This is a genomic window from Streptomyces sp. NPDC059003, from assembly GCF_042740445.1.
Classification (GTDB): Bacteria; Actinomycetota; Actinomycetes; order Streptomycetales; family Streptomycetaceae; genus Streptomyces.
Window position 1 is genome coordinate 1,952 of sequence record NZ_JBHYJH010000309.1, and the last position, 4,083, is coordinate 6,034.

Below are 4,083 nucleotides of genomic sequence, written 5' to 3' on the forward strand. Positions count from 1 at the left end.
GGGTGTTCGCGATTGAACCCGGGATAAGCCTGGCGGGAGCCCGTCTATTGGCCAGGCGGTGTCCGGCACGGAGGTGGCGTGAGCCTGGTCTGCTGGGCTTGCACGGAGCGTGGGAAGGCGCGCTCCGACCCTGCCGCCCGAGAAGCGGCGGCGAGAGGGAGCGCCCTGAGCGGATGAACCGTGAGGGGCTGAGTACCGGCGCGGAGTGTGCTGGCGGACCGGCCCGTAGTAGTGCTGAAGCCCCTGTAACGGGGGTGGAGCGAAGGGGTCGGGTCATCCGTGGCTGTGTGTATCTGGTCAACCGGGCGTTCTCCGGGAGGAGCCGATGGACAAGCTGAAGTCACCGAACAAGCCGTTCGAGATCTCCAAGTGGGAAGTACTGGAGGCGTATCGGGAGGTCAAGAGGAATCCAGGGGCACCAGGGGTGGATGTCCATCGAGGACTTCGAAGCAGACTTGAAGGGCAACCTTTACAAGATCTGGAATCGAATGTCCTCGGGGACGCACTTTCCCCCTCCGGTACGTGCGGCGGAGATTCCGAAGCAACACGGCGGCGGCGTGAGAGTTCTAGGAATTCCCGCTGTCGCCGATCGAGTGGCGCAAACCGTGGTGGCCAGACACCTGGGTATCCGAGTGGAGCCTGTGTTTCACGAGAAATTCCTATGGATATCGGCCAGGACGGTCTGCGCTGGACGCGGTAGAGCGATGCCGGCGGCGGTGTTGGGGAAAGGACTGGGTGATCGATCTCGATATCCAGAAGTTCTTCGACAGCGTCCGCTGGGACCTCATCGTCAAGGCCGTGGAAGCTCACACCGACGCCGTTTGGGTGAAGTTGTATGTTGATCGGTGGCTTCGAGCGCCGCTTCAACTGCCCGACGCCGCCTTGCAGAAGCGGGACCGGGGGACCCCTCCCACAAGACCCGGATCGTGTACTGCAAGGACGGCAAGCGGCGCGGCTCCTACGAGCACACGTCGTTCACCTTCCTCGGGTTCACCTTCCGAGCCCGCGGGGCGCGGAACAGGAACGGCACGAACTTCACCGGCTTCCTGCCCGCGATCAGCAAGTACGCCCAGAAGAAGATCAGCACGGAGATCCGCTCCTGGCGGCTCCACCGGCAGATCCACCTCACCCTCTTCGACCTCGCACGACGTATCAACCCGATCGTGCGGGGCTGGATGCAGTACTACGGGGCGTTCTACCGCTCCGAGCTGCATCCCCTCCTCCATCGCATCAACACCTACCTGATGCGGTGGGTCCGCAAGAAGTATCGTTCAAGAAGGCCCACGCGTGCTGGAAGCGCGTCACGCGCCAGTACCCGAGGCTCTTCGCCCAGTGGGCATGGACACCAGAGTTCCGGTGATCAAGAGGACAAGAGCCGTGTAACGGGAGACTGTTACGCACGGTTCTGTGGGAGCCCGGGGGTGCGATTCCCCCGGGCGACCCGACCATCATCACGTCCCTTGTGGTGGTGTAGCCGGGGCGATCTGATCTTTTTCCTGGGGGTAGATCGTGTCCATGCTGTCTTCGGGGAGGTAACGGCCGGGGGGGCGATCCATTATCGTGCATCTCGATGAAGACGGCGGTGGTGAGTCGTTCGAGGGCGGGCGGGTTGAGGAAGATCTGGCCGACGTCGTTGCGGCGCTTGATCTCGCGGTTGATCCGCTCCAGTGGATTGGCCGACTGGATAAAGGGGTTCACCCCCGAGCTGAAGCGGTGGGTGGTCGAGCAGACTCTCGGCGCCCTCATGCTGCACACGCGTGACCACGAGACCAGAACGGCCAGTTCGGCGGCCTGGATCCACTAGTCCATGACCGACGTCACGCTCCGCCGCCTTACCCGCACCACCACGGCGACGCGCGACCCTCCCGCCCGGCCTCCCGCACCCCCGACGAGCAGGAGCGTCGATGAAGCACCTCCTGGATAAGACCGAGGCCCGGCAGCAGATGATGCGCGAGACGGCCGGACAGCTGGGTAAGTAGATCGCGCTCCTCACCGAGCAGCACCCTGAAATCATCCGGCGAACTATCACAGAACACCCACTCAGAGACCATCAGCCAGTGGATTATGATGGGAAACTCTTCGAGTTCCGTTCGGCAAGCCGCCGGCCTGCGACTCCTCGTGCCGGTAGCCGGAACTGCAAGAGTTTCCCATCAATAACAAGGTGTGGACGGGGCAAACTTTGCATGTCCCTGTCCAGAGGGGGCCAGTTCATGCCAGACTCCTACACGGTTGACATGCTCGAAAAGACGAGCCGGACTTTCTTCCTTCCGATCATGAACCTCAACGGTGAACTGCGCGACGCGGTCATGTGTTACTACCTGCTGACGCGCTCAGTCGACGAAATCGAAGATCATCCCACTATGCCGTACCCTATCAAAGCACGCCTTTTACGGAGGGTGGGACAACTGCTCCAGACCCGCTTCACTGCTCGCGAATTCGCGGACTTGTTCGCTCCTCACCAAGATGAACTCCCGCAGGTGACTCTGGATATTCATCGCTGGGCCGCGGAAGTGGTTCCATTCGACGTCGCCGCGCGTCTTTGCGAGGCTGTGTCAGCGATGGCCGATCGCATGGCCTACTGGGTCGAGCGGGAGTTCCGAATTGATAGTGAGGCCGATCTCGACCAGTACTCCTTCTGTGTGGCCTCCAGTGTGGGGATCGGCCTGTGCGACCTCTGGGCCCACTACGACGGGGTGATCGCCTCGCACACTCTCGCGGTCGGTTTCGGACGCACCCTGCAGTCGGTCAACATGCTGTGGAACCGCCCCCGCGACCTCGCACGCGGCGTCGACTTCTTCCCCGAGGGCTGGGGGCAGCCCGAGATGCGCGCCTACGCCGACCGGAACCTCGCCACCGCCTTCGCGTACCTCAACGCTCTACCCGAAGGACAGATCCGCCGGTTTTGCGCTCTGACCCTGGATCTTTGCCGTGCCACCCTGCAGGCCATCGACAATGGTACCGGCCTGGACCGCGCAAAAATCACAGCGATCGGACAGCGGCACTCCTGACTAAACGCTGGCAGTCCCTGCCTCAGCACTGTGAATCGCCCCGGCTTCGTTGGAGATCTCGAATCCTGGAGGATTGGGACCTGTGCCGTTGAAGAGGAAGTATCCGGACGAGCTGCGAGAGCGGGCGGTCCGGATGGTGTTCGAGATACGTGAGCAGACCGGAGTGCGCAACGGTTCGATCGCCCGAGTCGCCGATCGAGGCGAGCGATCAGCTCTCACCTAAAGGTTGTCCCGTAGCGGCTGGTCACGGGCGAGATGATCTTGTTGTGGCTGGCGTGATCACGGCGTTGGAGCCGTCCTGGATAGTTCCGTTCACCGGGCTGAGCCTGCGCGGTTTCGGCAAGTTGGTGACCGTGGTGCGCCGCGAGACCGCGGCCGATGTGCATCGGGGACGGCCCTGGAGCCTGTCGTTGGAGGAGCGGATCCTGCTGGTTGCGGTGTACTGGCGCACGAACTTGACGATGCGCCAGCTCGCGCCGCTGTTCGGCGTCTCGAAGTCGGCGGCTGACCGGATCATCGACCATCTCGGCCCGTTGCTCGCGCTTCAGCCGCGCAAGCGGTTCCGCAAGGACACCGTGCTCAGCGTGGACGGCACGCTCGTGCCCACCCGCGACCGCTCGATCGCCGAGCAGTCGAAGAACTACCGCTATTCCACGGCCCACCAGGTGGTCATCGACGCCGACGGCCGCCTCGTCGTCGTGGTCGGCCGACCGTTGCCCGGCAGCCGGCACGACTCCCGGGGCTGGGAGGAGTCCGGTGCCAAGGAGGCAGCCGGCCACACCATGACCATCGCGGACGGCGGCTACCAGGGCACTGGACTCGTCATCCCGCACCGCCGGACGAAAGGTGAGGAACTTCCGGCCTGGAAGGAGGAACACAACCGTTCCCACAAGCGTGTTCGCGCCCGCGTCGAGCACACCTTCGCCCGCATGAAGGGTTGGAAGATCCTCCGCGATTGCCGCCTGAAAGGCGACGGCGTCCATCACGCCATGCCCGGCATCGCCCGCCCGCACAACCTTGTCCTCAACGGATAGCGGAGCCGATCGCGCTGCGGCCGCCCGCATTCGCATCAACT

At 63.5% G+C, this 4,083-nt stretch carries 5 protein-coding genes and 2 pseudogenes; 5 read left to right on the forward strand and 2 right to left on the reverse strand.

From position 1 onward, the window contains the following. Positions 1–687: 687 nt before the first annotated feature. Positions 688–780 (forward strand): annotated as a pseudogene (locus ACFWZ5_RS44150) (hypothetical protein); the annotation flags it as partial. Between the two features lie 178 nt (positions 781–958). Here ACFWZ5_RS44150 and ACFWZ5_RS44155 read toward each other — a convergent pair. Then, positions 959–1,129, reverse strand: a complete 171-nt coding sequence (locus tag ACFWZ5_RS44155) for a hypothetical protein (RefSeq protein WP_384892747.1) — start codon at positions 1,127–1,129, stop codon at positions 959–961. On the opposite strand from ACFWZ5_RS44155, the gene ACFWZ5_RS44160 reads away from it, so the two are divergent. Further along, the gene (locus tag ACFWZ5_RS44160; protein WP_384892744.1) at positions 1,119–1,574 is read left to right on the forward strand and encodes a group II intron maturase-specific domain-containing protein; all 456 of its coding nucleotides are present in this window, start codon (positions 1,119–1,121) and stop codon (positions 1,572–1,574) included. The genes ACFWZ5_RS44155 and ACFWZ5_RS44160 overlap by 11 nt on opposite strands. Here ACFWZ5_RS44160 and ACFWZ5_RS44165 read toward each other — a convergent pair. Next, positions 1,558–1,686 (reverse strand): annotated as a pseudogene (locus ACFWZ5_RS44165) (transposase); the annotation flags it as partial. The gene ACFWZ5_RS44160 and the pseudogene ACFWZ5_RS44165 overlap by 17 nt on opposite strands. Between ACFWZ5_RS44165 and ACFWZ5_RS44170 the strand changes: the two are divergent. The 3 genes from ACFWZ5_RS44170 (at position 1,673) to ACFWZ5_RS44180 (ending at position 4,042) form a co-directional block, all read left to right on the forward strand. Next, the gene (locus ACFWZ5_RS44170) at positions 1,673–1,804 is read left to right on the forward strand and encodes a hypothetical protein (protein ID WP_384892735.1); all 132 of its coding nucleotides are present in this window, start codon (positions 1,673–1,675) and stop codon (positions 1,802–1,804) included. The pseudogene ACFWZ5_RS44165 and the gene ACFWZ5_RS44170 sit on opposite strands and share 14 nt — an antisense overlap. 406 nt (positions 1,805–2,210) lie before the next feature. Continuing rightward, positions 2,211–3,008 (forward strand): squalene/phytoene synthase family protein, encoded by a 798-nt coding sequence (locus ACFWZ5_RS44175; RefSeq protein WP_384892738.1) that lies wholly within the window; start codon positions 2,211–2,213, stop codon positions 3,006–3,008. A 266-nt stretch (positions 3,009–3,274) separates the two neighbouring features. After that, positions 3,275–4,042: a transposase gene (locus tag ACFWZ5_RS44180; RefSeq protein ID WP_384892741.1), complete on the forward strand. Its 768-nt coding sequence runs from the start codon at positions 3,275–3,277 to the stop codon at positions 4,040–4,042. The last annotated feature ends 41 nt before the right edge of the window (positions 4,043–4,083 follow it).

Excerpts from the sequence above, each read along its gene's own strand:
- ACFWZ5_RS44175 (WP_384892738.1), top strand. The coding sequence starts at position 2,211 with ATGCCAGACTCCTACACGGTTGACATGCTCGAAAAGACGAGCCGGACT.